The 23,974-nt window shown below is 68.4% G+C and carries 20 protein-coding genes; 18 read left to right on the top strand and 2 right to left on the bottom strand.

Annotated features, from left to right (window positions below; all coding sequences use genetic code 11):
• The first annotated feature begins 66 nt into the window (after positions 1 to 66).
• From G6045_RS18870 to G6045_RS18805, 14 genes are all read left to right on the top strand, one after another.
• Positions 67 to 282: a type II toxin-antitoxin system VapB family antitoxin gene (locus G6045_RS18870; RefSeq protein WP_165333163.1), complete on the top strand. Its 216-nt coding sequence runs from the start codon at positions 67 to 69 to the stop codon at positions 280 to 282.
• The gene (locus G6045_RS18865) at positions 279 to 713 is read left to right on the top strand and encodes a PIN domain nuclease (protein ID WP_165333162.1); all 435 of its coding nucleotides are present in this window, start codon (positions 279 to 281) and stop codon (positions 711 to 713) included. The genes G6045_RS18870 and G6045_RS18865 overlap by 4 nt, the downstream gene beginning before the upstream one ends.
• A gap of 199 nt (positions 714 to 912) precedes the next feature.
• Positions 913 to 2,820 carry a translational GTPase TypA gene (typA, locus tag G6045_RS18860; protein ID WP_165333161.1) on the top strand — a complete coding sequence of 636 codons (1,908 nt, stop codon included), beginning with the start codon at positions 913 to 915 and terminating at the stop codon, positions 2,818 to 2,820.
• 526 nt (positions 2,821 to 3,346) lie between these two features.
• Positions 3,347 to 4,969 carry a peptide ABC transporter substrate-binding protein gene (locus G6045_RS18855; protein WP_165333160.1) on the top strand — a complete coding sequence of 541 codons (1,623 nt, stop codon included), beginning with the start codon at positions 3,347 to 3,349 and terminating at the stop codon, positions 4,967 to 4,969.
• A 133-nt stretch (positions 4,970 to 5,102) separates the two neighbouring features.
• On the top strand, positions 5,103 to 6,035 hold the full coding sequence (locus tag G6045_RS18850) for an ABC transporter permease (protein ID WP_165333159.1): 933 nt from the start codon (positions 5,103 to 5,105) through the stop codon (positions 6,033 to 6,035).
• Positions 6,028 to 6,981 (top strand): ABC transporter permease, encoded by a 954-nt coding sequence (locus tag G6045_RS18845; protein WP_165333158.1) that lies wholly within the window; start codon positions 6,028 to 6,030, stop codon positions 6,979 to 6,981. Before G6045_RS18850 ends, G6045_RS18845 begins: the two co-directional genes overlap by 8 nt.
• 13 nt (positions 6,982 to 6,994) lie before the next feature.
• The gene (locus tag G6045_RS18840) at positions 6,995 to 8,053 is read left to right on the top strand and encodes an ABC transporter ATP-binding protein (RefSeq protein WP_165333157.1); all 1,059 of its coding nucleotides are present in this window, start codon (positions 6,995 to 6,997) and stop codon (positions 8,051 to 8,053) included.
• Positions 8,046 to 9,194 carry an ABC transporter ATP-binding protein gene (locus tag G6045_RS18835; protein WP_165333156.1) on the top strand — a complete coding sequence of 383 codons (1,149 nt, stop codon included), beginning with the start codon at positions 8,046 to 8,048 and terminating at the stop codon, positions 9,192 to 9,194. The genes G6045_RS18840 and G6045_RS18835 overlap by 8 nt, the downstream gene beginning before the upstream one ends.
• A gap of 172 nt (positions 9,195 to 9,366) precedes the next feature.
• The gene (locus G6045_RS18830) at positions 9,367 to 10,989 is read left to right on the top strand and encodes a peptide ABC transporter substrate-binding protein (RefSeq protein WP_165333155.1); all 1,623 of its coding nucleotides are present in this window, start codon (positions 9,367 to 9,369) and stop codon (positions 10,987 to 10,989) included.
• Between the two features lie 61 nt (positions 10,990 to 11,050).
• Positions 11,051 to 11,974 carry an ABC transporter permease gene (locus G6045_RS18825; protein WP_165333154.1) on the top strand — a complete coding sequence of 308 codons (924 nt, stop codon included), beginning with the start codon at positions 11,051 to 11,053 and terminating at the stop codon, positions 11,972 to 11,974.
• Positions 11,967 to 12,956, top strand: a complete 990-nt coding sequence (locus tag G6045_RS18820) for an ABC transporter permease (protein ID WP_165333153.1) — start codon at positions 11,967 to 11,969, stop codon at positions 12,954 to 12,956. Before G6045_RS18825 ends, G6045_RS18820 begins: the two co-directional genes overlap by 8 nt.
• A 7-nt stretch (positions 12,957 to 12,963) precedes the next feature.
• Positions 12,964 to 13,941 (top strand): ABC transporter ATP-binding protein, encoded by a 978-nt coding sequence (locus G6045_RS18815; protein ID WP_165333152.1) that lies wholly within the window; start codon positions 12,964 to 12,966, stop codon positions 13,939 to 13,941.
• Positions 13,934 to 15,016: an ABC transporter ATP-binding protein gene (locus G6045_RS18810; protein WP_165333151.1), complete on the top strand. Its 1,083-nt coding sequence runs from the start codon at positions 13,934 to 13,936 to the stop codon at positions 15,014 to 15,016. Before G6045_RS18815 ends, G6045_RS18810 begins: the two co-directional genes overlap by 8 nt.
• Before the next feature lie 203 nt (positions 15,017 to 15,219).
• Positions 15,220 to 16,230 carry a hypothetical protein gene (locus tag G6045_RS18805; RefSeq protein WP_165333150.1) on the top strand — a complete coding sequence of 337 codons (1,011 nt, stop codon included), beginning with the start codon at positions 15,220 to 15,222 and terminating at the stop codon, positions 16,228 to 16,230.
• Between the two features lie 33 nt (positions 16,231 to 16,263).
• Here the strand turns inward: G6045_RS18805 and G6045_RS18800 are convergent, their stop codons facing one another.
• A complete protein-coding gene (locus G6045_RS18800) occupies positions 16,264 to 18,390 on the bottom strand; it encodes a S9 family peptidase (RefSeq protein WP_165333149.1) in 2,127 nt (708 codons plus the stop codon).
• A 223-nt stretch (positions 18,391 to 18,613) separates the two neighbouring features.
• Here G6045_RS18800 and G6045_RS18795 point away from each other — a divergent pair, with 223 nt between their 5' ends.
• From G6045_RS18795 to G6045_RS18780, 4 genes are all read left to right on the top strand, one after another.
• On the top strand, positions 18,614 to 18,808 hold the full coding sequence (locus G6045_RS18795) for a hypothetical protein (RefSeq protein ID WP_052576986.1): 195 nt from the start codon (positions 18,614 to 18,616) through the stop codon (positions 18,806 to 18,808).
• A gap of 38 nt (positions 18,809 to 18,846) precedes the next feature.
• The gene (gene mshB, locus G6045_RS18790) at positions 18,847 to 19,776 is read left to right on the top strand and encodes an N-acetyl-1-D-myo-inositol-2-amino-2-deoxy-alpha-D-glucopyranoside deacetylase (RefSeq protein WP_165333148.1); all 930 of its coding nucleotides are present in this window, start codon (positions 18,847 to 18,849) and stop codon (positions 19,774 to 19,776) included.
• Positions 19,773 to 20,219 (top strand): DUF6113 family protein, encoded by a 447-nt coding sequence (locus G6045_RS18785; RefSeq protein WP_165333147.1) that lies wholly within the window; start codon positions 19,773 to 19,775, stop codon positions 20,217 to 20,219. The genes mshB and G6045_RS18785 overlap by 4 nt, the downstream gene beginning before the upstream one ends.
• A 210-nt stretch (positions 20,220 to 20,429) precedes the next feature.
• Positions 20,430 to 22,496 (top strand): hypothetical protein, encoded by a 2,067-nt coding sequence (locus tag G6045_RS18780; protein ID WP_165333146.1) that lies wholly within the window; start codon positions 20,430 to 20,432, stop codon positions 22,494 to 22,496.
• A gap of 56 nt (positions 22,497 to 22,552) precedes the next feature.
• Here the strand turns inward: G6045_RS18780 and G6045_RS18775 are convergent, their stop codons facing one another.
• A complete protein-coding gene (locus G6045_RS18775) occupies positions 22,553 to 23,851 on the bottom strand; it encodes a lipase family protein (protein WP_165333145.1) in 1,299 nt (432 codons plus the stop codon).
• Between the last annotated feature and the right edge of the window lie 123 nt (positions 23,852 to 23,974).

The following is a 23,974-nucleotide window of genomic DNA, read 5'->3' as shown; positions in this document are numbered from 1 at the left end:
CGCCCCCACCCCTTATGCATCAAGCGCGGTATCGTTGATATACGCGAATGCGCCTGGAGGTGTGCGATGGCCCGTACCGTGATCGACATCGACGACGAGCTGCTCGACCAGGTCGCCAAGACCTTGGGGACCAAGTCCAAGAAGGAAACGGTCAACACCGCGCTCGCCGAAATACTGGAGATCCACCGGCGCGCTCTGGCCCTGACGCGGCTGCGTGAGGCCGCGGCCGAGGGTGCGTTCGACCTCGAACTGCTCGGGGACAAGAGGAACTACCGCAGGTGAACGCGGCAAAGTATCTCGTCGACACCTCCGCTCTCGTCCGGCTGCTCGGCCGTGACGGCCCGTCATACGGATGGGACCAGGCCCTGGGGGCGGGCCTGGTGGCGATCTGCCCGGTCACCGAGCTCGAGTTCTTCTACTCTGCGCGTTCGGCCCGTGACCGCGAGCAGCACCTGGACACGGTTCGCGCGCTGTTTCCTTTCGCCCCCGTCGACGACCGCGCCTACTCCAGGGCGTGGGACGTGCAGGGCGAGCTGACCCGGCGTGGCGAGCACAGAGGGCCGGGGCCCGTCGACCTGATCGTTGCCGCGACCGCGGAACTGCAAGGCCTGACGCTCCTGCACCTCGACGACGACTTCGAAACCGTCGCACGGGTCACCGGACAGCCGCTCCGCCGCCTCGCAAGCCCGAAGAATGGGTCCGGAACGGACTGACGCCGCAGGTCAGGCCCACTACAAGGCACCCGCGGAGGCCGCCACCCCGTGTCCCACGTAGGATGGGGTAAGGCCGTGGCGTGTCCAGCCCGGCGCGGTGAAGGCGTACATCGGACATCGAGTCATCCATGACATCGAGAAGACCGAGAGATACGCGAGCCGCTCGCAAGTTCCACTCGTCCCGGGAGAAGCACCGCACGTGCCCACGCGCCACGACATTCGAAACGTCGCCATCGTCGCCCACGTCGACCACGGCAAGACGACCATCGTCGACGCCATGCTCAAGCAGGCGGGGTCCTTCGCTGCGCACGCCGCCGAGTCCCTCGACGACCGCATGATGGACTCGAACGACCTGGAGCGTGAGAAGGGCATCACGATCCTGGCCAAGAACACGGCCGTCAAGTACCACCCCAAGGATGGCGGCGACGTCATCACCATCAACATCATCGACACCCCCGGCCACGCCGATTTCGGTGGTGAGGTCGAGCGCGGTCTGTCGATGGTCGACGCGGTGGTCCTGCTCGTGGACGCGTCGGAGGGCCCCCTCCCGCAGACCCGCTTCGTGCTGCGCAAGGCGCTCCAGCAGCGGCTGCCCGTGATCCTCTGCATCAACAAGACGGACCGTCCGGACTCGCGGATCGACGAGGTCGTCAACGAGACGTACGACCTCTTCCTCGACCTCGACGCCGACGAGGACCAGATCGAGTTCCCGATCGTCTACGCGTGCGGCCGTGACGGCATCGCGTCCCTGACGAAGCCCGAGGACGGCACCGTCCCGGCCGACTCCACCAGCCTGGAGCCGTTCTTCTCGACGATCCTCGAGCACGTCCCGGCTCCGGAGTACGACGAGAGCGCCCCGCTGCAGGCGCACGTCACCAACCTCGACGCCGACAACTTCCTCGGCCGTATCGCACTGCTCCGTGTCGAGCAGGGCGAGCTGCGCAAGGGCCAGACCGTGGCCTGGATCAAGCGCGACGGCACGACCTCCAACGTCCGCATCACCGAGCTGATGATGACCGAGGCGCTCACCCGCAAGCCCGCCGAGATGGCGGGCCCGGGCGACATCTGCGCCGTCGCCGGTATCCCGGACATCATGATCGGCGAGACCCTCGCCGACCCCGAGAACCCGATCGCGCTGCCGCTCATCACGGTGGACGAGCCGGCGATCTCCATGACCATCGGTACCAACACCTCGCCGCTCGTCGGCCGCGGTGCCACCGGCAAGGGCGCGGACAAGGGCACCCAGGTCAAGGACCGCAAGGTCACCGCCCGCCAGGTCAAGGACCGCCTCGACCGCGAGCTCATCGGCAACGTCTCGCTGCGCGTCCTCGACACCGAGCGTCCCGACGCCTGGGAGGTCCAGGGCCGTGGTGAGCTCGCGCTCGCCATCCTGGTCGAGCAGATGCGCCGCGAGGGCTTCGAGCTGACCATCGGCAAGCCGCAGGTCGTCACGCAGGAGATCGACGGCAAGGTGCACGAGCCGGTCGAGCGCATGACGATCGACGTGCCCGAGGAGCACATGGGCGCGGTCACGCAGCTCATGGGCGTCCGCAAGGGCCGTATGGACAACATGTCCAACCACGGCTCCGGCTGGGTCCGCCTCGAGTTCGTCGTCCCCTCGCGTGGCCTCATCGGCTTCCGTACGGAGTTCCTGACGAGCACCCGCGGTACGGGTATCGCGCACTCCATCCACGAGGGCCTCGAGCCTTGGTTCGGCGTTCTGGCGACCCGTAACAACGGTTCGCTCGTGGCCGACCGCGCCGGCGCCGTCACCGCGTTCGCGATGACCAACCTGCAGGAGCGCGGCGTCCTGTTCACCGACCCCGGCACCGAGGTGTACGAGGGCATGATCGTCGGCGAGAACTCGCGCGCCGACGACATGGACGTGAACATCACCAAGGAGAAGAAGCTCACCAACATGCGCTCGGCCGCGGCCGACTCCTTCGAGGCGATCGTGCCGCCGCGCAAGCTCTCCCTGGAGCAGTCCCTGGAGTTCTGCCGCGACGACGAGTGCGTCGAGGTCACCCCGGAGGCCGTCCGTATCCGCAAGGTGGTCCTGGACAAGACCGCGCGCGCCCGCACCGCCTCGCGCGCCAAGAACGCCTGATCCGGCTCCGGCTGCGCCGGACCGCTTCCACGCGTCTTCAAGGCTGATTCAAGCCTGTTCGAACCGGCCCGATTCCGCGCCCACTTGGGCGTAGAGTCGGGCCGTTCGTCATGCTCCGAGCCCTTTGCCGGCCCGCTCTCGGCGGAAGGCAGCGCTCTGTGATCCGCCCGACGCTACGCGTGTCGACCGCAACAGGTTTTTCGAGTCGACCTGTCCGGAATGCGGACGCTCCTGACCGATAGATGTGTAACGAGTCCGTTTCGCGAGCATCTATCTCGGATCGGTTTGTCCAGATTTCGGAAGAAGTAGGCGACAGGTGTGATCGAACCGAGACCAAAAGAGTGTGGTCGGGCCGTACCCCATGGCTAATAGTTGAGCGCGTAGAGCTCGGGTCAATGGGTCACGCGCTGTGGGGAGCGCCGACTCACGAGCACACTGGGGTACTTGATCATCGCCGTCAGGGGTGTCGGCACAGCATCAACTACCCCCTCTTGTAGTGAACAAGTGGACTCATGAGGAGGAACCCATGCGTGGTGCCAAGAGCGCCAAGTGGGTCGCGATAGCCACCGCGGTGGCCCTGGGTGCGACTGCCTGTGGCGGTAGCGACGATGGCGACAGCGGGAACAAGAGCAACAAGGGCGGCAAGCCCGAGGGCTACGTCTCCATCGACGTCGGCCAGCCGCAGAAGCCGCTCATCCCGGCGGACACCAACGAGTCCAACGGCTCGTACGTCATCCAGTCCCTGTTCACGCAGCTGCTGGACTTCGACGGCGAAGGCAACATCGTCTACACGAACGCCGAATCGGTGGAGACCACCGACTCGAAGACGTGGACGGTGAAGCTCAAGAAGGGCTGGAAGTTCCACAACGGCGAGGACGTCACCGCGAAGTCGTACATCGACGCGTGGAACTGGTACGCCAACATCAAGAACAACCAGCAGAACGCCTTCTGGTTCCAGGACATCGCCGGTTACGCCGATGTCCACCCGGAGAAGGGCGACCCGAAGGCCGAGACCATGTCCGGTCTCAAGCAGGTCGACGACCACACCTTCACGATCGAGCTGAAGAGCGCGATCCCGTACTTCAACTACAAGTTGGGTTACGCGACCTGGGCCCCGCTGCCCAAGGTGTTCTACGACGACCCGAAGGCGTTCGGCCAGAAGCCGATCGGCAACGGTCCGTACACCTTCGAGAAGTGGACCCCGAACAAGCTCATCCAGGTCAAGGCCAACAAGGACTATCAGGGTCCGAACAAGGCCAAGAACGCGGGCGTGCAGTTCAAGGCGTACACCAGCCTCGAGGCCGCGTACAAGGATGTCCTCGCCGGCAACCTGGACATGATCCGCCAGGTCGGCCCGACGGACCTGCCGAAGTACAAGCAGGACCTGGGTGACGGCGCCATCGAGCAGCCGTACGCGGCGATCCAGACGCTGACCCCGGCGTTCTACTCGAAGACGTTCAAGGACATCGACCCCAAGGTTCTGCAGGGTCTGTCCATGGCGATCGACCGTGAGACGATCACCAAGACCGTCCTGAACAACACCCGTACGCCGGCCGTCGGCTTCGTGCCGCCGGGCGTCAAGGGCAACCAGGACCTGGGCACGGACGTCTTCAAGTTCGACCCGAAGAAGGCCAAGCAGCTCGTCGAAGAGGGCGGCGGCGTTCCGGGCAACAAGTTCACCATCCAGTACAACACCGATGGTGGCCACAAGGAGTGGGTGACCGCGGTCTGCGAGTCCATCCGCAAGGCGACCGGTGTCGACTGCGTCGGTGACGCGAAGGCCGACTTCGCCACGGACCTCGAGGCCCGTGACAACGACCAGGTGAAGGGGATGTACCGCGGTGGTTGGGTTGCCGACTACCCGGTCAACGCCAACTTCATGAAGGAGCTGTACCACACCACCGCCGAGGCCAACAACGGCCGGTTCTCCAACAAGGAGATCGACGACGCGATGAACAAGGCGGACAACGCCAAGTCGCTCGACGAGTCGGTGAAGGCCTTCCAGGAGGTCGAGAAGAAGCTGGTCGAGCACATGCCGGCGATTCCGCTGTGGTACTACCGCATCAACGGTGGTCACGGCAAGAACGTCGACAACGTGGTCGTCGACTTCCACGGTGACCTCGAGGTGTGGGGCGTCACCACCAAGTAGGAAGCCTTCGGGCCTCTTCCCCACTCGGCCGTAGACCCACCGCCACTGCCGCGGCGGTGGGAGGTTGTCACGGGGCCGCCCTCCTACCGGAGGGCGGCCCCCGCAGCTGCTGTAACCCCTCACGGAGGCACCTATGGGGCGCTATGTCGCACGACGACTGCTCCAGATGATCCCGGTGTTCATCGGGTCAACTCTGCTTATTTTTCTCATGATGTACGTCCTGCCCGGTGACCCCGTCCGCACGGCGATGGGTGATCAGCAGTTCGACCCGGCCATCGTTGCGAGCATCAAGAAGGATCTCGGCCTTGATCAGCCGGTGCTCCTTCAGTACTGGCACTACATGACCAATCTCGTCCAGGGTGACTTCGGCACCCAGATCTCCAGTGGACGAGAGATCTCGGACGTCATCAGCGAGGCCTTCCCCGTCACGCTCCGGCTGACGCTCTTCGCGTTCACGTTCGTCACGCTCGTCGGTCTGGGCCTCGGAATCGTCGCCGGTCTCAAGCCCGACACACTGCGCGACCGCGGTCTGCTCCTGCTGACGCTGGTCCTCGTCTCGATGCCGTCCTTCGTGCTCGGCATCCTGCTGCAGTGGGTCGCTCTCGAATACGGCGGAGACACGTTCAAGGCGACGGTCACCGATTCGACGAACTTCTCCGAACTCCTGCTCCCCGCCACGGTGTTGGCCGCGCTCTCGCTCGCCTATGTCGCCCGACTGACCCGCACGTCGGTCGCGGAGAACCTGCGTGCCGACTACATGCGCACCGCCGTGGCCAAGGGGCTCCCGCGCCGTCGCATCATCGGTGTCCACCTGATGCGCAACTCGATGATCCCCGTGGTCACCTTCCTCGGCATCGAGATCGGCAACCTGATGACCGGTGCCATCGTCACCGAGAGCATCTTCAACGTGCGCGGCGTCGGTATCGAGATCTACGAGGCGCTGCTGCGCCGCGAGGGTGCCACGGTCGTCGGTATCGCCTCGCTGATCGTGCTCATCTACCTCGCTACCAGCTTGATCGTCGACCTGCTTTACGCGGTCCTGGACCCGAGGATCCGGTATGCCTGACAAGACAGTTGAGAAGGTCACGACCGCGACCGGCGAGCCGGCTCCCGCCGTCGTCGCCCCGGACAGCGGTCCGGGCGCGGCCAAGGCGCGCAGTCTGTGGTCCGACGCCTGGCACGATCTGCGGCGCAACCCGCTGTTCCTCATATCCGCGGTCCTGATCGTCTTCCTCCTCGTGATGGCCGCGTGGCCGAGCCTGTTCACCAGCGCCTCGCCCCGCGACGCCGACCTCGCCAATCACTTCCGGGAAGCTCCGCACTGGGGCAACTTCTTCTCACCCGAGTGGCTGGGCTACGACCTCCAGGGACGCTCCGTCTACGCGCGCATCGTCTACGGTGCCCGCGCTTCGATCATGGTCGGTGTGGGTGTCACGGTCTGCGTGACCATCATCGGCACGGTCGTCGGCATGATCGCCGGCTACTTCGGGGGATGGCTCGACGCCGTGCTCTCGCGGGTGACCGACGTCTTCCTGGGCATCCCCTTCATCCTGGGTGCCCTCGTGGTCCTCAACGCGTTCGACCAGCGCAGCGTCTGGGTCGTGATCATGGCCCTCGCCTTCCTCGGCTGGACGCAGATCGCCCGAGTCGCCCGTGGTGCGGTGATCACCATCAAGCAGGCCGACTACGTGGTGGCCGCCAGGGCGCTCGGCGCCTCGACGTACCGGATCATGTTCAAGCACATCCTGCCGAACGCGCTCGCGCCCATCATCGTGGTCGCGACCATCGCACTGGGCGGCTACATCGCGGCCGAGGCGACCCTGTCGTTCCTCGGCGTGGGCCTCACGGAACCGACCGTGTCCTGGGGTGGCGACGTCAACAGCGGACGAGCGGACCTGCGTGTGGCCCCCCACACCCTGATCGTCCCGTCCGTCATGGTCTCGATCACGGTGCTCTCGTTCCTCATGTTCGGCGATGCGGTACGCAACGCCCTCGACCCCAAGCTGCGCTGAGGGAGGCGTAACCGTGACAACAATCGACAAGACGTCGAGCGTCCCGAGCCCCCGAGGCTCGGACGACTTCGGCGGACCGCTGCTCGAAGTCCGCGATCTGCACGTGGAGTTCAGCACCCGTGACGGTGTCGCCAAGGCCGTGAACGGTGTGAACTACACCGTCAGCGCCGGCGAGACCCTCGCCGTCCTCGGCGAGTCCGGCTCCGGCAAGTCCGTGACCGCTCAGGCGATCATGGGCATCCTGGACATGCCGCCCGGCCGTATCCCCAAGGGAGAGATCTTCTTCCGCGGGCAGGACATGCTGAAGATGTCCAACGACGAGCGACGCAAGATCCGCGGCCAGAAGATCGCGATGATCTTCCAGGACGCGCTCTCCTCGCTCAACCCGGTGCTCTCCGTGGGCTACCAGCTCGGCGAGATGTTCCGTGTGCACCAGGGCCTCTCCAAGAAGGAGGCCAAGGCCAAGGCCATCGACCTGATGGACAGGGTGAAGATCCCCGCCGCCAAGGCGCGGGTCAACGACTACCCCCACCAGTTCTCCGGCGGTATGCGCCAGCGCATCATGATCGCCATGGCCCTGGCCCTCGAGCCGGACCTGATCATCGCGGACGAGCCCACCACGGCGCTCGACGTGACCGTCCAGGCCCAGGTCATGGATCTGCTCGCGGATCTGCAGCGCGAGTACAACATGGGTCTGATCCTGATCACCCACGACCTCGGCGTGGTCGCCGACGTCGCGGACAAGATCGCCGTGATGTACGCGGGCCGTATCGTCGAGACCGCGCCCGTGCACGAGCTGTACAAGCGCCCGGCCCACCCGTACACCAGGGGTCTGCTCGACTCGATCCCGCGCCTGGACCAGAAGGGTTCGGAGCTCTACGCGATCAAGGGTCTGCCGCCCAACCTGACCCGGATCCCGAGCGGTTGCGCCTTCAACCCGCGCTGCCCGAAGGCTCAGGACATCTGCCGTACGGACATCCCGGCCCTGCTCCCGGTGACCGAGCGGGACGGCGGCGAGCTGCCCGGCCGCGGCAGCGCGTGCCACTTCTGGAAGGAGACGATCCATGGCTGATCTCAGCAAGAGCGAAGAGGCCGTGGACGCGACCCCCAACGTCACCGAGGTGGCGACGGTCGACGCCGCCACCGAGACCGAGGCCGTCGCCGCGATCGAGGCACCGGTCCAGCAGGGCGAGCCGATCCTGCAGGTGCGCAACCTGGTCAAGCACTTCCCGCTGACCCAGGGCATCCTCTTCAAGCGGCAGGTCGGCGCGGTCAAGGCCGTCGACGGGATCTCCTTCGACCTGTACCAGGGCGAGACCCTCGGCATCGTGGGCGAGTCCGGCTGTGGCAAGTCCACGGTCGCCAAGCTCCTGATGACGCTGGAGAAGGCCACCGCCGGCGAGGTCTTCTACAAGGGCCAGGACATCACCAAGCTGTCCGGCCGCGCGCTGAAGGCCGTGCGCCGCAACATCCAGATGGTGTTCCAGGACCCGTACACCTCGCTGAACCCGCGTATGACGGTCGGCGACATCATCGGGGAGCCCTTCGACATCCACCCCGAGGTGGCCCCGAAGGGCGACCGCCGCCGCAAGGTCCAGGACCTTCTGGACGTGGTGGGTCTCAACCCCGAGTACATCAACCGCTACCCGCACCAGTTCTCCGGCGGTCAGCGCCAGCGCATCGGCATCGCCCGCGGCCTCGCGCTCAACCCGGAGATCATCATCTGCGACGAGCCGGTCTCCGCGCTCGACGTATCGGTGCAGGCGCAGGTCATCAACCTGATGGAGAAGCTGCAGGACGAGTTCAACCTCTCCTACATCTTCATCGCGCACGACCTGTCGATCGTGCGGCACATCTCCGACCGCGTCGGCGTGATGTACCTGGGCAAGATGGCCGAGATCGGGACCGACACCCAGATCTACGACCACCCGACCCACCCGTACACGCAGGCGCTGCTCTCCGCGGTGCCGGTGCCGGACCCGGCGGCCCGTGAGGGCCGCGAGCGCATCATCCTCACCGGTGACGTCCCGTCGCCGGCCAACCCGCCGTCGGGCTGCCGCTTCCGCACCCGCTGCTGGAAGGCCGAGGACAAGTGCGCCGAAGAGGTGCCGCTGCTCGCGATCCCGCAGGTCTTCGTCGGCAAGGACACGCAGGCCGCCCACGAGTCGGCCTGCCACTTCGCCGAGGAGAAGGACGTCGTGCACGCGGCGTAAGCAGATCTCGTACGACCCGGAACCCCCGGATGCCCGCATGGGCGTCCGGGGGTTCCGGCGTTCCCGCGTTCCGGTGGGCGCGTACCCGGAAAGCCGCCGTAAAGGTGCGTTAGCAGGGTGAATGGGGTGTATTGGGCCGTAACTGAGTTCTGGCCTGTTAAGGAGGCACTCCATGCGTGGAGCCACGCACGCCAAGTGGGCCGCATGCGCGGTGACCGTAGCCCTGGCGGCGACCGCCTGTGGTGGCGGTGGCAGCGGCGGCAGCGGTGACGGCTCCGGGATCGTGAGGTCCTCGTGGGGTGACCCGCAGAACCCGGTCGAGCCGGCCAACACCAACGAGGTGCAGGGCGGCAAGGTCCTCGACATGCTCTTCAGGGGTCTGAAGAAGTACGACCCGAAGACCGGCGAGGCCAAGGACCTGATCGCCGAGAAGATCGAGACCACCGACTCGCAGAACTTCACCGTCACGCTCAAGGACGGCTGGACCTTCAGCAACGGCGAGAAGGTCACCGCGAAGTCCTTCGTCGACGCCTGGAACTACGGCGCGCACGTGGACAACAAGCAGAACAACGCGCCGTTCTTCTCCAACATCAAGGGCTACGACGAGGTCCACCCGGAGTCCGGTGCCCCCAAGTCGAAGACCATGAGCGGCCTGGTGGTGAAGGACGACAAGACCTTCACGGTGGCGCTCCAGGACAAGTTCTCGCTGTGGCCCGAGACCCTCGGCTACCAGGCCTTCTCGCCTCTGCCCGAGACCTTCTTCAAGGACCACGACGGATGGCTGTCCAAGCCGGTCGGCAACGGCCCGTACACCGTCGAGTCGTACGCCAAGGGCTCGGAGATGAAGCTGCGCGCCTGGGACGGGTACACGGGCGAGGACAAGGCGGTCAACGGCGGCGTGGACCTCAAGGTCTACACCGACAACAACACCGCCTACACGGACCTGATGGCCGGCAACCTCGACCTCGTCGACGACGTTCCGGCGCAGCAGCTCAAGAACGTCAAGGCCGACCTGGGCGACCGCTACATCAACCAGCCCGCGCTGATCATCCAGACGCTGGTCTTCCCGATGTACGACGGCAGCTGGTCCAAGGCCGGCATGGAGAAGGTCCGCCGCGGTCTGTCCATGGCGATCAACCGTGACGAGATCACCAAGCAGATCTTCTCGGAGACCCGCACGCCCGCCAAGGACTGGACGTCCGCCGCCCTCGGCGACAAGGGCGGCTACAAGGACATGTGCGGGGACGCCTGCACGTACAACCCGGACGAGGCCAAGAAGCTGGTCGCGGAGGGCGGCGGTCTGCCGGGCGGCAAGGTCACGATCTCCTCGAACGTGGACACCGGCTCCCACCGGGTGTGGATGGACGCGGTCTGCAACTCCATCAACAACGCCATCGGCAAAGGCAGTTGCACGGTCAACCCGATCGGTACCTTCGCGGACTTCAAGAACCAGCTGGGCGCCCAGAAGTTCACCGGCCCGTTCCGCTCGGGCTGGCAGGCGGACTACCCGCTGATCCAGAACTTCCTGCAGCCGCTCTACTACAAGGACGCCTCGTCGAACTACGGCAAGTTCGACAACAAGGCCTTCAACGACCTGGTGGACAAGGCGAACCGGGAGCCCGACCAGACCAAGGCCATCACGGACTTCCAGAACGCGCAGAAGATCCTCGCCGAGCAGATGCCCGCGATCCCGCTCTGGTACCAGAACGGTTCGGCCGGCTACTCGGACCAGGTCTCCGATGTGAGCCTCAACCAGTTCAGCGTCCCGGTCTTCGACCAGATCAAGGTCAACTGACCCAACTCGCCTGTGAAGCCGCCCACGTGAGTGGGCGGCTTCACCGACCCCCGGAGCTGTCATGGGACGCTATGTGATCCGGCGGCTGTTCCAGATGATCCCGGTGTTCATCGGAGCGACCTTCCTGATCTTCGTCATGGTGTACGCGCTGGGCGACCCCGTCGCGGCGCTGTTCGGCGACAAGGCGCCCGACCCGGCCACGGCCGCGCGCATCCGCGAGGATCTCGGCCTCGACAAGCCCCTGTGGCAGCAATACCTGCACTACATGGGCAATATCTTCCGGGGCGACTTCGGCACCGCGTTCAACGGGCAGAAGGTCACGGAGCTGATGGCCACGGCCTTCCCGGTGACGGCGAAGCTCACCTTCGTGGCGATCGTCATCGAGATCATCGTCGGTATCGCCCTGGGTGTGGTCAGCGGCCTCAAGCGGGGCCGTCCGCTGGACACCTCGCTGCTCGTCCTGACGCTGATCGTGATCTCGGTCCCGACCTTCGTCTCCGGTTATCTCCTTCAGTACCTCTTCGGTCTCAAGCTCGGCTGGGTGCGCCCCACGGTCTCCACGGACGCACCGCTGAACGAGCTGATCCTGCCGGGCATCGTCCTCGCGCTCGTCTCCCTCGCGTACGTCACGCGTCTGACGCGGACGTCGATCGCGGAGAACGCCCGCGCCGACTACGTACGCACCGCGGTGGCCAAGGGACTTCCCCGGCGCCGGGTGATCACCAAGCATCTTCTTCGGAACTCGCTGATCCCGGTGGTCACTTTCATCGGCGCGGACATCGGCGCCCTGATGGGCGGCGCGATCGTCACCGAGCGGATCTTCAACATCCACGGCGTGGGCTACCAGCTCTACAACGGCATCCTGCGCGGCAACACCCCGACCGTGGTCGGCTTCGTGACGATCCTGGTGATCGTCTTCCTGGTGGCCAACCTCCTTGTCGACCTGCTGTATGCGGTCCTGGACCCGAGGATCCGTTATGCCTGAGGCCTACGACCCCAAGGACGTCTCGAAGGACGCGATCGCGCCGACCGGTGCGGGCGGAGCGATGGATCTGGCGATGAGCGAAGCCGAGACGCTGGAGAAGACCCCGGGCGGCCCGCTGGGCACCGGCCCTCAGGAGAAGGCCCGCAGCCTGTGGACGGACGCCTGGCAGCAGTTGCGCCGCAACCCGGTCTTCATCATCTCCTCGCTGCTGATCTTCTTCCTGGTCCTGATCTCGATCTGGCCGCAGCTGATCGCGAGCGGCGACCCCAACTCGTGCCAGCTCGCCGACGCCCACCAGTCCTCCGGACCCGGGCATCCCTTCGGCACGGACGCGCAGGGCTGCGATGTCTATACGAGGACGGTGTACGGGGCCCGTGCCTCGATCTCCGTCGGTATCTGCGCCACCCTCGGCGTGGCCATCCTCGGCTCGATCATGGGCGGTCTCGCCGGCTTCTTCGGCGGCTGGTGGGACGGACTGCTCTCGCGGCTCGCGGATGTGTTCTTCGCGATCCCGGTGGTGCTCGGCGGTCTGGTCTTCCTGTCGGTGGTGGTCTCCTCGACCATCTGGCCGGTGGTCGGGTTCATGATCCTGCTCGGCTGGCCGCAGATCTCCCGTATCGCCCGGGGCGCGGTGATCACCGCGAAGCAGAACGACTATGTGCAGGCCGCACGGGCGCTGGGCGCGAGCAACACCCGGATGCTGCTGCGGCACGTGACGCCCAACGCCGTGGCCCCGGTGATCGTCGTCGCGACCATCGCGCTCGGCACGTACATCGCGCTCGAAGCGACCCTCTCGTATCTGGGCGTCGGTCTGCGGCCCCCGACGGTCTCGTGGGGCATCGACATCTCCAACGCCTCGAACTACATCCGCAACTACCCGCATGAACTGCTGTGGCCCGCCGGCGCCCTGAGCATCACCGTGCTCGCGTTCATCATGCTCGGCGACGCGGTGCGCGACGCCCTCGACCCGAAGCTGAGGTGATGGTCGCATGCTGCTCGAAGTGCGCGATCTGCAGGTGGAGTTCCGTACGCGGGACGGGGTGGCCAAGGCCGTCAACGGCGTGACCTACGAGGTCGACGCGGGCGAGACCCTGGCGGTGCTCGGCGAGTCCGGCTCGGGCAAGTCCGTCACCGCCCAGGCCATCATGGGCATCCTCGACATGCCGCCCGGGAAGATCACCGGCGGCGAGATCCTCTTCCAGGGCAAGGATCTGCTCAAGCTCAAGGAGGACGAGCGGCGCAAGGTGCGCGGCGCCGAGATGGCGATGATCTTCCAGGACGCGCTGAGCTCCCTGAACCCGGTCCTGAGCGTGGGCGACCAGCTCGCCGAGATGTTCATCGTGCACCGCGGGATGTCCAAGAAGGACGCGAAGCTCAAGGCCATCGAGCTGATGGACCGGGTGCGCATCCCGGCCGCGAAGGAGCGGGTCGGGCAGTATCCGCACCAGTTCTCCGGCGGTATGCGCCAGCGCATCATGATCGCGATGGCGCTCGCCCTCGAACCCGCGCTGATCATCGCGGACGAGCCGACCACGGCTCTCGACGTGACCGTCCAGGCCCAGGTCATGGACCTGCTCGCGGAGTTGCAGCGCGAGCTGAACATGGGCCTGATTCTGATTACGCACGACCTCGGCGTGGTCGCGGATGTCGCTGACAAGATCGCGGTGATGTACGCGGGCCGGATCGTCGAGCGCGCTCCCGTCCACGACATCTACAAGGCCCCGGCCCACCCGTACACCAAGGGCCTGCTCGAATCGATCCCGCGCCTGGACCAGAAGGGCCAGGAGCTCTACGCGATCAAGGGCCTGCCGCCCAACCTGATGGCGATCCCGCCCGGCTGCGCCTTCAACCCGCGCTGCCCGCGCGCCCAGGACGTGTGCCGTACGGACGTCCCGCCGCTGGCCCAGGTGACCGAGGAGCGGCAGAGCGCCTGCCACTTCTGGAAGGAGACGCTGCGCGATGCCTGAGCTGACGAAGGAGGCGCCCCGGGAGTCCTCGGCACCGGCGGGTGAGCCGATCCTCGAAGTGCGCGGTCTGGTCAAGCACTTCCCGCTGACCCAGGGGATCCTCTTCAAGAAGCAGATCGGTGCGGTCAAGGCCGTCGACGGGGTCGACTTCGACCTCGGTGCGGGCGAAACGCTCGGCATCGTGGGGGAGTCGGGCTGCGGCAAGTCCACCGTCGCGAAGCTGCTCGTGAACCTGGAGCAGCCGACGGCGGGGGAGATCCGCTACAAGGGCGAGGACATCACCAAACTGTCGGGGCGCGCGCTCAAGGCGGTGCGCCGCAACATCCAGATGGTGTTCCAGGACCCGTACACCTCGCTGAACCCGCGGATGACGGTCGGCGACATCATCGGGGAGCCGTACGAGATCCACCCCGAGGTCGCGCCGAAGGGCTCGCGGCGGCAGAAGGTCCAGGAGCTTCTGGACGTGGTGGGGCTCAACCCCGAGTACATCAACCGCTATCCGCACCAGTTCTCCGGCGGTCAGCGCCAGCGCATCGGCATCGCGCGCGGGCTCGCCCTGCGGCCCGAGATCATCGTGGCCGACGAACCGGTCTCCGCGCTCGATGTCTCCGTACAGGCGCAGGTCGTGAACCTGCTGGAGAAGCTCCAGGACGAATTCGGTCTCGCGTACGTGTTCATCGCGCACGACCTGTCGATCGTGCGGCACATCTCCGACCGGGTCGGGGTCATGTACCTCGGGCGGCTCGTCGAGATCGGCAGCGACCAGCAGATCTACGACCACCCGACGCACCCCTACACCCAGGCGCTCCTTTCCGCCGTGCCCGTCCCGGACCCGGACGCGCGGCTGCACCGCGAGCGGATCATCCTCAGCGGCGACGTGCCGTCCCCGGCCAATCCGCCGTCCGGCTGCCGGTTCCGTACGCGGTGCTGGAAGGCGCAGGAGCGGTGTGAGCTGGAGGTGCCGGAGCTTGCGGTGCCGGCCGTGTTCCGCCTTGAGGGCGGGCCCACGGCGCATCCCTCGGCGTGCCACTTCGCCGAGGAGAAGCAGGTGGTCCCGGAGTCGGACGAATCGTGACGCTCCGCCATCAAGTGCGTTAACACGCAGGCAACTTGGGTGTCGCAACGCCGAATCACGGACCGGTCACGCTGATCTGTGTACGGCCGTGCGGGTGCCGTAGATCGGCCGGGGCGCGCCATGTCGTCCCGGCCGATCGCTTTGCTCGCTTTGCGGGCCCGCCCTCTTGTTCAATCCCCCGCACAGCGGGAGTATCGCGGCCTATGGGGCAGCCGCAGATACTCACCCGGGGAGCGCGGATCACCGGATCCGTGGCGTCCGCGCTGGTCGCGCTGATCAGTGCGGGATGGATCGTGCGCGATCTGTACGAGGCGGAGAGCCCCGAGCCGCTCTGGCGGGTGTGGTCGGGCCTGCCGCCCGAGGTCCAACTCGTCCTGTACTCCAGCCTGATCGACCTCGTGCTCTTCCTGGTGTGCGCCGCCGTCGCCGTGACCTCCGTGCACGCGCCGTCCGCCGCCTCCTCGCTCGTGGCGGCCGGGGTGCTCGCGGTCATCGCCCGCGCTCCGAGCGTCTGGCTCCTGATGGGCGAGGAGCGGTTCGGCTTCATCGACATCCGTGTGCGGCTGCTCACGAGCGCCGTGGCCACCGTCGCTCTCGGCCTGATCCTGCTGCTGCTCGCGGCGTTCGGGCGCCGCCCGGCCGGCGAGAGCGCCTCCTACTCGTACACCTTCGACGACGAGCAGGAACCGCCGCGCCCGACCAACGGCGCGGCCGCGACGGCCTTCATCTTCCTGGGCGCGGCGGCCGCGGTGAGCGGCGTCTGGCAGGTGCACAACGCGCTCGATCTCGGCTGGCGCCGGTACCGCGAGCTGCTCGTCGGCGATGTCTCGTTGAGCACGGTGCTCGACCCTCCGGCCGGCTGGCTGGTGTGGTCGGCCGCGCTGTTCGCCCTGACCGCGGCGATCGCGGCGCTGCAGCGCGCCTCGTTCAGCCGGGCCCTGGGGATGACGGCCGCCGCCGTCTACCTGGTGTTCGGGGCCGCCGGGATCAGCTGGATCGTGGAGACCGACCAGTTCGACGGCCTGCTGGACGCCTCCCTCGAGGTCCAGCTCAGCGTGCTCAGCCAGCTCTTCTACGCGCTGGCCGGCGCCGTGTCCCTGCTCGCGCTCCTGCGCGGACGCGAGCGCCGCGCCGAGCCGGCGCACGGCGGGTGGGACCCCGCCGACGGCACGTACGGACCGCCGCCGCCCTCCTCGCTGCCTCCGGGGTGGTGAGCGGCCTCCGTAGCCTCGGCGGGTTCAGCAGCCTCAGCGGGCGAGCCCCAACGACCGCTTGAGGAAGTCGACTTGGAGCAGCAGCACGTTCTCCGCCACCTGCTCCTGCGGCGTCGCATGCGTCACGCCCGACAGCGGCAGCACCTCATGCGGCCGCCCCGCCGCGAGCAGCGCCGACGAGAGCCGCAGCGAGTGCGCCACCATGACGTTGTCGTCCGCGAGCCCGTGCACGATCATCAACGGCCGCGCCGGCTCCACGGCACCCGACAGACCCTCGTCGGTGACCAGGGAGTTCTCCGCGTACACGGAGGGCTGCTCGGCCGGATCGCCGAGATAGCGCTCCGTGTAGTGGGTGTCGTACAGGCGCTGGTCGGTGACCGGGGCGCCCGCGATCGCCGCGTGGAAGACATCCGGGCGGCGCAGGAGCGCGAGTCCGGCGAGATAGCCGCCGAAGGACCAGCCGCGGATCGCCACGCGCTCCAAGTCCAAGGGAAAACTCTCGGCGAGCGCGTGCAGCGCGTCGACCTGGTCCTCGAGGACCACCGCCGCCAGATTGTCCTTGATCACCTTCTCCCAGCCGGGAGTCCGCCCCGGCGTCCCCCGGTTGTCCGCGATCACCACGGCGAAGCCCTGGTCCGCGAACCACTGCGACGTGAGATACGGATCGTGCGCGGCGACCACGCGGGCGTGGTGCGGGCCGCCGTACGGATCGAGGAGGACGGGCAGCGGTCCGTCGGCGTCCGTATAGCCGGTGGGGAGCAGGACGGCGCACGGGATGCGCCGTTCGCCCGCCTCGGTGAGGGTCATGCGCGGCGTGATCCCCGGCTGCTCCGCGTACGACGCGATGACCGCCTTCTGCTTGCCGTCCTTGAGTACCTGCACATGTGCGCCGGGGTGCTCGGGCCGGGCCGACACCAGGACGGTGACGTCGCCGGAGCGGACCGCCGAGTGCACGCCCGGGTCCTGCGAAAGCCGTTCGACGCCCAGCTCGTTGACCCGGTAGACATGCACCTCACCTGTCTCCGGGGCGGCGGATTCGGCGCCCGCCGACGCCTGGACCAGGACATCGCTCTCGCCGATGTCGAGCACCGAGCGCAGCTGCAACTGCGGCCCGGTCAGCGGCCGTCCGCCGACGCTCAGGACCCGCGCACCTCCCTCGTCCGCGATCCGCACCAGGTTGCCGCTCGGCGACCAGGCGGGCGCTCCGGCGAACAGTTCCAGCCACGCCGGATCCTCGTCCGCGTGCACCATCCGCGTCGAACCGTCGTCCGGGTTCGCCGCCAGATACACCTGACCGCCCTGGTCACGGGTCTGCACGAGCAGCAGCGGCGCACCCGCCGACGACCAGTGCACCCGGGCCAGATACGGATAGCGGTCGCGGTCCCAGTTCACCTCGGTGCGCGCGCCGTCGAGACCGAGCACGAAGAGCCGCACCTCGGCGTTGGGCGTGCCCGCCGCCGGATACGCGATCTGCACCGGACCGTCCTCGGGGTGCGCGGGATCGGCGATCCACCAGCGCTGCACGGGGGAGTTGTCGACGCGGGCGGCGAGCAGCCGGTCGGACTCGGGCGACCACCAAAAGCCCCGGTAGCGGTGCATCTCCTCGGCGGCGATGAACTCCGCGAGTCCGTACGTGACTTCGGGCCCCTCCGGCTCGGCGAGCGCCACATCGCCCTCGCCCTCGGCGCCGACCACCCGCAGCGCCCCCTGGGCGACATAGGCGACGAGCCGGCCGTCCGGTGAGGGGCGCGGGTCGATCACCGGGCCGGGAACCCGCAGTTCACGCGCGGTGCCGGCGCGCAGCTCCGAGGTGAAAAGGCGCCCGGACAGCGTGAAGGCCGCAAGCTCCGCCGCCGCATCGGTCGCATACGCCACCACGCCCGCGCCGAACTCCCGGCTGCGCTCACGCCGTTGGCGCTCGGCCCGGGACAGCTCCTCCTCGGCGCCGCCGAGCAGCACCTCCGGGTCCGCGGCGATCCGCTCCGTACCGTCCTCGATGTCAAGCACCCACAGCAGGTTCGCCCGATCCGTACCCGAACGTGACCGCAGGAAGGTCACGCGCTCTCCATCGGGTGACACGGTGAACGCGCGCGGGGTACCGAGGGAGAACCGCTGTGTGCGCGCATGCCGGCGGGGGAAAGACTGCTGTCCGGTCGTCATCCCCCGAGGCTACTGATCCGGGCGCCAGTACGCCTCCCTGGGAATCGGACCTGTGCGGGACCTCCATGGACCGCTTGGCCGAAATGCGTGCGCCCCCATGTGCTGCCATGCACCATCCATGCGTTCGTACGGAAAGTTATGATCCGTAGCGCTGGGTGGTAGGAACCTGGCGGGCCCGTACTTCCTTATGGGTCACAGAACTTGATGTATGGAGGCAGACCGCGTGGCACTCTCGATCTCGGCGGTGGTGCTGTTTGCGATCCTCGTCGTCATCTTCATCAAGAAGTCCGGTCTCAACGCGATGCACGCGATCGTCTGCGTGCTGCTCGGCTTCTACCTGGCCAGCTCCTCCGTCGCCCCCACCATCAGCGACGTGACGACGAACATCGCATCGATGCTCAGCGACATCCGCTTCTGAGCTCCGCTGCCGGGCGGGGCGCCTCGTACGCTTGCCCCATGACCGAACAGCCCGCCCGTCGTCTCCTTCTCGTGCACGCGCACCCCGACGACGAGTCGATCAACAACGGCACCACCATGGCCAGGTACGCGGCCGAGGGCGCCGGGGTCACCCTCGTGACCTGCACGCTCGGCGAGGAGGGCGAGGTCATTCCGTCCGATCTCGCCCATCTCGCTCCCGACCGTGAGAACACCCTCGGCGCCCACCGCATCGGTGAACTCGCCCAGGCCATGAAGGAACTCGGCGTCACCGACCACCGCTTCCTCGGCGGCCCGGGCCGCTACCGGGACTCCGGGATGATGGGCCTGGCCACCAACCGGAGCGGTTTCTGGGGGGTCGACCTCGACGAGGCCGCGGCCGATCTCGTCGCGGTGATCCGCGAGGTGCGCCCGCAGGTGCTCGTCACCTACGACGAGAACGGCGGCTACGGTCACCCCGACCACATCCAGGCCCACCGCGTGGCCCTGCGCGCCGCGGACCTCGCGGCCGAGCCGGCCTTCCGCCGCGACCTCGGCGCCGCGCACAGGATCGCCAAGGTCTACTACAACCGCGTACCGCGCTCGGTGGCCGAGGAACGCTTCGAGGTCCTGCGCGGCGCGCTCGGTCATCTGCCCTGGGCCGAGGCCGCGGTCATCGCCGACGTGCCGGGTGTGGTGGACGACGCGGCCGTCACCACCAAGATCGAGGCGGGCCCGTACGGCGCCGCCAAAGCCGCCGCGATGCGCGCCCACGCCACCCAGGTCGCGGTCCTCGAGCCGTGGTTCGCGCTCTCCAACAACCTGGCGCAGCCGCTCTTCGCCGACGAGTACTACGAGTTGGTACGAGGGGAGCCAGGCGCGGCCGCGGGGCAGCTGGAGGACGACCTGTTCGCCGGCCTGCCGTCGTCAGCACCCGCCGAGGAGTCCGCACTGCCCGAGGAGAACGCATGAGCGCCCCGAAGCCGTCCCGCGCGAGCGGCGGACCCAAGCCCAAGGAGCCCGCCGCCGAGCCGGTGACGAGCATGCCCACCGGCGTGCGCGTCCTGGTCCATGTGCTGCTCGTCGTCCTCGGCGCACTCGTCGGCGTCGCGGGCGCACTGCTCCAATCCGCGTGGTTCCCGGCCGGGTTGCTGCTCGCGCTGCTCGGTGCGGCCGGAGTCTTCTACGGCGGTGCGCGGGCGCTCGGCGCACGGTCCGGTGCCTTCGCGCCCGGCGCCGGCTGGGTGCTGACCGTGCTGTTCCTCACCACCACACGGCCGGAGGGCGATTTCGTCTTCGGCACAGGAGCGAGCTCGTACCTCTATCTCCTCGGTGGTATGGCAGTTGCTGTGATGTCTGCCACGCTCGGCGCCCCTTCGCAACCAGGCGGCCTCGCTGCCCGACTTGCCAAGTGACGCACCACTTGAGAAGTCCGGCCCGTCCCTGTTTGGCGACGGTCACCGGATGCGCGCCGGGCGCGGCCAGTATGGTGGTGCGCGCCGCCGGGCCGTCCACACACGGTCGTTTGCAGAACGGGCCTCGACAAACCGAGGCTCCGGGAATCTCGGGCACCGAGGTTCCGCGCTACGAAGGCCGGGCGGTGAAGCCGATCGGGAGAACCTGCCTTGAGCCGTGAAACAGACAGTCCGTCCTCCGGGCCCCAGGGTCGCGGAGGTGCCGCCTACCCCTCGGGCACGCCCCCGTACGGAACTCCGTCGGGCGGACCGGACGCGAACCTCGACGCGGACCGTATGGAACCGGTCGAGCCGCCGGCGGACGAGCCCGAGACACAGACCACGCTGACCACCCGGATCCGGATCAACATCCCCGGGTCGCGGCCCATCCCGCCGGTCGTGGTGCGCAAGCCGATGGGTGAGGGCGCCGGTTCCTCGTCCACCCAGGACATCCCCGGCGTACCCAGAGCCGAGGCGGCGCCCGCGCCCGAGCCGGCCCCCGAGCCGGAGCCGTCGGGTCCCGACAGGACCGACGAGAAGACCAGCGACTGGTTCGCCCCGCGCAAGCCGTCGGCCGGCGGCAAGGGCGCCACGGGTGGCCCGGCCACCACGGGCGGCCAGGCTTCGGGTCCCACGCCGCGCGGCGACCTTCCGTATCGCAACGGCTCCGGGCCCGAGGCGGCACAGCAGGGCCCGCCTCCCAAGAGCGGTCTGAGCGACCTCGGCGGGGACACCGGCCGTGCCACGCCTGCCGGTTCACCCGCCGGGCCGCGGCCCGGCGCCGCGGCGGGCGGCCCGGGGAACCGTCCCGTGGGCGGCCCTCCCGGCAGCACGCTCGGCGGTCCCAACGGACAGGGCCCGATGGTTCCGCCCGGTGCTCCTGCCGGCCGCTCCGGTACGCCCGGGGGCCCCTCCGGTGCGCCCGCAGGACCGCCCCGTAACCCCTCGGGCCCGTCCGGCCCCACCACCGGTCCCGTGACCGGTGCGGGTGCGCCGCCGCCGCCGGCCTTCCGCCAGCAGGGCGCTCCCGCCCCGCAGGCACCCGCGCCCGAGCCGCCGCGGATGAGCGACGACACCGCCGTCCTCACTCCGCAGAAGCCGGCCCCCGCGCCCGCGCCGATCCCGGCGCCGGGACAGGTCTCCGGTGACACCCTGACGAGCGGCATCCCTGTGGTGCCGCCCGGGCAGGGCACGCCGGCGGGCCCGTTCGCACCGCAGGTTCCGCCGCCCGGTGAGGGCGCCCCGCCGGCGCAGACTCCGCCGCCGGCCGCGAGCAGCCCGCGTCCCGCGAAGAAGGGCCGCAACAAGCTGGTCCTCGCCGCGGGCGGCGTCATCGGCCTGTTCGGCATCGCCTACGGCGCCGGCCTCCTGATGAACCACTCCGACGTGCCCAAGGGCACCACCGTGCTCGGCGTGGACATCGGCGGCGGCACCCGCGACGAAGCGGTCAAGAAGCTGGACGCGGCGCTCGGCGAGCGCACCACGCAGCCGCTCGAGCTGACCGTGTCCGGCAAGAAGGCCGAGCTCGAACCGGAGCAGGCGGGTCTCTCCCTCGACACCCAGGCCACCGTGCGCGCGGCGGCCGGCAGCGACTACAACCCGGTCTCGGTGATCGGCTCGCTCTTCGGCGGCGAGCGGGTCGTCGAGCCCGAGATGCCGGTCGACGAGGAGAAGCTCACCGACGCCCTGGAGCGCATCTCGGGCTCCACCTCCTCCGGTGACGGCGGCATCACCTTCTCGCCGGGCAAGGCGACGCCCGTGTACGGCAAGGAAGGCAAGCGGATCAACCCGCAGGGTTCGGTCGCGGCCATAGAGGCGGCGTACCGCGAGCAGGTCGAGACCGGTGAGCGCACCGCCGTCGAACTGCCGGTCTCCACGGCCGCCCCCAAGGTGTCCAAGGAGGAAGTCGACCGGATGATGAAGGAGTTCGCGAATCCGGCGATGTCCGGGATCATCACGGTCCGGGTCGACAGCGGTCAGTTCATCCAGTTCTCGCCCGAGAAGTCGATCTACAAGTTCGTACGGGTGGTGCCGACGGCCGACGGCCAGCTCACCGAGAAGTACGACGAGGCCGCGCTCAAGGAGCTCTACGGCGCGACGTTCGACGGCGTCATGATCACGCGGGGCAACGGCAAGAAGACGGCCCTCAACGAGAAGGACGTCGTCGTCGCGGTCGGCACGGCCCTGCGCGGCAAGACCGAGGCCGAGCGCACGGTCACGATCGAGACGAACCCTTAGCCGATCGGGTCCTGAGTGAGCCCGGTACGACGTGTGTCGTGCCGGGCTCACCTGTTTCATGACCGCCGCAGGTGCTCGAACCACCGCACCACCGCCGTGGTGCCCGCCGTGTTCGACCCCAGATGGCGGGAGCCCGCGTAGTCCACGGCCCCCAGATCGACGACCGGCACATCCGCGCCCGCCTCGCGCAGCCACTCCTGGCACCGGTCGGTGTTCTCCGTGACGGCCTGCTCGTCACCGGAGGCCATGTACAGCCGCGTCGGTGTGCGCGGCGCCCAGTCGCGGCAGACGCCGTCCGTCCCGCGCAACGCCTCCGCGAGGCCGCCCGTCGGGTGGGCCAGCAGGTCCCGTCCGTGCGCGGTCAGCAGCTCGTCCACGGTGCCGGGCGTACCGCGCATCAGCTGCTCGCCGGTGTGCGCGCCGTCGAAGAGCGCCTCCACCGTGCGGTCGTACGGGGCCCGGAAGACCTCGGCGGGATCGTCGTAGACGGGGTGCAGCCGGTTGAAGGCCACCAGCGTGTACGCCGCGTACACCGCACCGGACTTGGCCTCCACGCGGCCTTCGAGCAGCGCCGGCAGCTCCGTACCGCCGAAGTCGTACGCACCGCTGATCGGTGCCAGTGCGGCAAGGCGGAAGTACGGGTCCGCGCCGTCCTGGAGCGCGCGGCCGAGCGCGAGGGCCGCCGAGGCGCCCTGCGAGAAGCCGGTGACCTGCACCGGGCGCTGAAGGGTCCGGCCGGTGTGCGGCGCGAAGGCGCGGGCGGCCCGGAGCATGTCCAGGGAGGCGGTGGTCTCGGACGGGATGTCCATCCAAGGGTGCGGGCCGGGGCCCTTGCCCATCCCCACATAGTCGGGCCCCACCGCGGCCGCGCCCGCGGAGGCGTGGGCGATCACCGGGGCGGAGACGAACTCGGCCCGGCTCATGGAGGGCGAGTCGTCCTTGTGGCTGCCGGTGCCGTGCGCGAAGGAGACGGTTCCAAGGCGTCGCTCACCGCTGCGGGGCAGCGCGAGCAGCCCGCTCGCGGTGGTGGGCCGGCCCTGTGCGTCGACGGTCCGGTAGACGAGCCGGTAGGCGGTCACGCCGTGCCGTACGGTGCTCGTCTCGAAACCGGCCCGGCGCAGCTCGGTGGAGACGGCCGCCGGCGAGGCGAGCGTGTACAGCTTCTCGGCGGACACCAAGCTGCCGCGCCCGTACGACGGAGCGTCCCGCTCGTGTGCCGTGGCGGGCGCCTGGACGGCCGCGACCGAGACGCCCGCGGAGCCCAGGAGCAGACCGCAGCAGACCGCGGCCGCACCGGCCCGCAGGGCGGCGATGCGGCGGGTTCGGCGAGCGAAGGCGGTAGGTCGAGCGGACATGGAATCCTCCAACTGGCTTACGTAGCGGGCCAGTTCAGCTTCGTCCGCGGCGAGGGGCCGGCGCACTGGAGAGGCCCCCCGGACACCCCGGGTGCCAGCCCCACCCCGTGGCCTGCGGTTTCC

The organism is Streptomyces mesophilus (genome assembly GCF_011044995.1).
Lineage (GTDB): Bacteria > Actinomycetota > Actinomycetes > Streptomycetales > Streptomycetaceae > Streptomyces > Streptomyces mesophilus.
This window is presented reverse-complemented; position numbering and strand designations above follow the sequence as displayed.